Here is a 3335-nt window from a genome sequence, read left to right on the forward strand (position 1 = left end):
CGGGCGTCGACGCGCCCGGGCGTGTCGGTGGCCCGGAACGAGGCGGAGCCCGCCTGTATCCCGTGGCTGTCGCGCAGTCCGGCGAGCCAGGGCACGAGGCCGTCGAAGGCGGCGCCGTCGAGGCTGACGCGGACCTCCGCGTCGCCGGCGGGCTCGATCCGCTCCAGTGCCTCGCCGAGGCCGGCCTGCCGGGCGCTCTCCTCGACGACGACGTAGACCGCCCGCGGGTCCGTCTGCTCGGGCCCCACGGCCTGCCGGCGCTGCCGCAACGCCTCCGCCTCGCTGGCGTGTGCGCGCATCCACGCCAGATCGGTCTCGGCAGCGGCCAGGCGGTCGTGCAGTGCCGGCGCCGCCTGGCGTGGCGGCAGCCAGAGGCCGAAGAACCAGGCGATCACGGCGAGGGCGACGGCGCCGGCGATCAGGGTGCGCCGCTCGCGCGGGGCGAGCTCGTGCCACCAGCGCCTCATGAGCCCGCCTCCACGTGCAGCCGGCCGCTGACGCCGTCCGCCTCGCGGGTGACGTTGCGCATCTCGACGGTGAGCCCGGCATCGGCAAGGCGCCGCTCCAGGGCATCGACCCCGGCGAGCTCGTCGGTCCGCACCGCGATCTCGGCACCGTTCTCGCCCCAGCTCAGGCCGGTCAGCCGCACCGGCCCCATCAGCGGCGCGACGCGGGTGAGCAGGGGCAGCAGGCCCGTCTCATCGCTGCCGCCGCCGCGCAGGGCCGCGAGCCGGCTCTCCATCTGCCGGCGCGGGTAGACCGGCGTGCCCGCGTCCGGAAAAGTGGCACGGAAGAGCGAAGCGATATCGGTCTCCGTTGCCGCGATTGCCTGTTCCAGGCGCCACTGCACCAACCATGCCCGTGCCGTATCCGCCGCCACCACCAGCGCGAGCAGGATCGCCGCCGTGCGCCATGTCCGCCAGTGCCGCCGCCACTGACCGGCGCCGCCGGCGTCCACCGGCCGTAGCCCGATGGCGTGGCGGGTGTCGAGGTTCTCGGCGAGCAGGGCGGGGACGTCGGTGACCGTGTGGCGCTCCGCCTCCGGCGCCACCTCCGGCAGGGGCAGTGCCGCACCGGGGGTGAGATAGGCCACCAGCCGCGGTGGGGCGTCATCGCCGGCCTCGCTCAGGGCGGCTTCCAGGAACAGCGCGAGGACGTCGCTCTCGCACGAGAAGCCGGTCTGCACGCCGGTGCGTACCAGCGCCCGGTCGCCGGCGACCAGTATCGTCCACGCGTGCTCGTGGCGGGGCAGGGCGAGGTAGTCCGGGTAGATCTCCTCGGCATGGACGCCGGCCCGGGCGAGCCGCTCCTCCCAGGCCTGGAGGGTGCGTGCGGCGACCACGGCGACGTGGACCTCGCCGGCGGCATTGCGCTCACCGAGCAGGAAGTGCAACGCCTCCACGTCCTCGCTGAGCTGATCCTCCATCGCCCACGGCACGGCCTGGGCCATGCGCTGGCGGCTGCGCACGGGCATGGCCACCCGGGTGGTGAGCACCGCGGTGCCGGGCGCGAGGGCGTAGACACGCCGTGAGCGCGCCAGGGCGGCGGGCTCATCCTCTGGCCCTGCCCCGGTCAGCCGGCCCTGAGCGTCGAGGCAGCGTGCGGCCAGGGGCGCGTCCGCGTCGGTGGCGATTTGGACGATCAATCGCGGGCGCATTCGCCTGACCTTCCGTTAGAGCGAATCCCTTTATCCGTATTGTCACCGAAAACCCGGGGAGCGCCAACGTTCACGGCGGCGTCTCGCCGCGGTAGATCACCTCGATCGGTCCGTCCGTCGTGCGGTGTATCACCGAGTAGTGCGTGGCGTTAACGCGGCCCAGCGAGACCCGGGCGGTCACCAGGAAATAGTCGCTGTCGACCCTCAGCCAGGTCCGTGGCAGCTCCGGCTGCGCCAGTGAGGGGGCGAGCTGCAGGGCCGCCTCGACGCTGGTGAGGGTGGTGTCCCTGCGGCCAGCGACGAGGGCACGAACGTCGCTGGCGGCGACGTCCGGGTGCAGGGCGAGCAGCAGCTCCGGCGGTGCGGTGTTGAGGTTGATGCCTGCGGCCTCGACGGGCAGGGCGGTGACCCGGCCGCGCAGCGCGGCGAGGACGGCGTCGTCGACGCCGCGGATCAGGCGCAGCCCGGAGGTGCCGGCCAGTGGGGCGTTGGCGGCGCGGTAGGCCGGTTGCCGGCGGGTGTAGAAGTCGTCCTCGGCACCGCCGGGAAAGCGGGGCTGGAGGTCGTCGTCGATCCAGTCCGCGATCGCCGGCGCGATGCCCGCCGCCGGCGCGGCGGGCACGGCCGTCCCCACCAGGCGCTCCAGCGCGGCGGCGGCCAGGCGGCGACGCTGCCCGTCGCTGGCGGCGAGGGCATTGAGGTTGAGCCGGCCCTGGAGGTCCTCGATGGTCACGGTAATGGTCGCGCCGCCCTCGTTCACCGGTGGGAGCTCGCCGTACCAGGCGTCGCCGGCGCCGTCGGCATCGTTGTCGCTGCGGTCGCGGGCGAGGATGTCGATGGCTACCGCCTCGGCGGCGAGGGCGTACTGCCAGGCCTGGCCGGCGGCGATGACGTTCTGCGTGCGACGGATCGCGATGTGGCCCTGCCACAGCAGCGCGGTGGCCGCGGTGGTCGCCAGTGCGGTGATCAGCATCGCGGTGATCAGGGCCACGCCCCGTTGCCGGTGCCGCCGGGTCCTCATGGCAGCAGGAACACCCGGCGGAGGACGCCGTAGTCGGGGTGGCGCAGGCGTATGGCGACGGCGCGCGGCAGCACCGGGACCTCGGTGTCGGCGCTGGCCGGCGGTGGCCACGTCGCCCGCCAGTCGTCGAGCAGGAAGCGGAAACGGACCTCGGTGACCCCGTCGAGGAGGACCGTCCGTGCCACCTGCGGCTCATAGGGGCTGTCCACCATCGTGTGGCGCTCGCGTACCAGGGCACCGTCGCGCACCGCGTAGGCGATGCGCTCGAAGTGGCTGCGCCGGCGTCCCAGCGGGTTGGGGCGGCCCCCGTGCACGAGCATGAGGGTCTCGTCGTCGGCGTGCAGCGGCACCTGCGGGTCGCCGCGGCGGTCGCGGTAGCCCCTGAGCGGGGTGGCGCTGCGGAAATCCCGAGCCATGACGGTGAACGCCGTCTGCACCGAGGCCAGGCGGGCGGTCTCGGTATCGACGCGTTCGCGGGTGTCCATCACCGTGGTGAGCCCGCCGTAGGCGATCACCGAGACCACCGCGAAGATCGCCACCGCCACCAGCAGCTCGATCAGGGTGAAGCCGCCGCCCCGGGTCACGGCTGCAGCCCCGGATCGCGGAGCACGCCCTGCAGCGTCGTTACCGTGCGTTGCGGGTCGGCGGGGGCGGCCA

4 protein-coding genes are annotated in these 3335 nt (G+C 73.9%); all 4 read right to left on the bottom strand.

Features of this window, described 5'->3' with window-relative positions:
• Positions 1-467: type II secretion system protein GspM (gene gspM, locus G7A99_RS17085; RefSeq protein WP_163142377.1), on the bottom strand; the 467-nt coding region annotated here is incomplete at its 3' end.
• Positions 464-1657 carry a type II secretion system protein GspL gene (gene gspL / locus G7A99_RS17090; RefSeq protein WP_163142380.1) on the bottom strand — a complete coding sequence of 398 codons (1194 nt, stop codon included), beginning with the start codon at positions 1655-1657 and terminating at the stop codon, positions 464-466. The genes gspL and gspM, both read right to left, overlap by 4 nt.
• Before the next feature lie 70 nt (positions 1658-1727).
• Positions 1728-2678, bottom strand: coding sequence for a type II secretion system minor pseudopilin GspK (gene gspK / locus G7A99_RS17095; RefSeq protein ID WP_163142383.1), 951 nt, complete (start codon positions 2676-2678; stop codon positions 1728-1730).
• Positions 2675-3262: a type II secretion system minor pseudopilin GspJ gene (gspJ, locus tag G7A99_RS17100; RefSeq protein ID WP_163142386.1), complete on the bottom strand. Its 588-nt coding sequence runs from the start codon at positions 3260-3262 to the stop codon at positions 2675-2677. Before gspJ ends, gspK begins: the two co-directional genes overlap by 4 nt.
• Positions 3263-3335 lie beyond the last annotated feature (73 nt).

The organism is Arhodomonas sp. KWT (genome assembly GCF_010993615.1).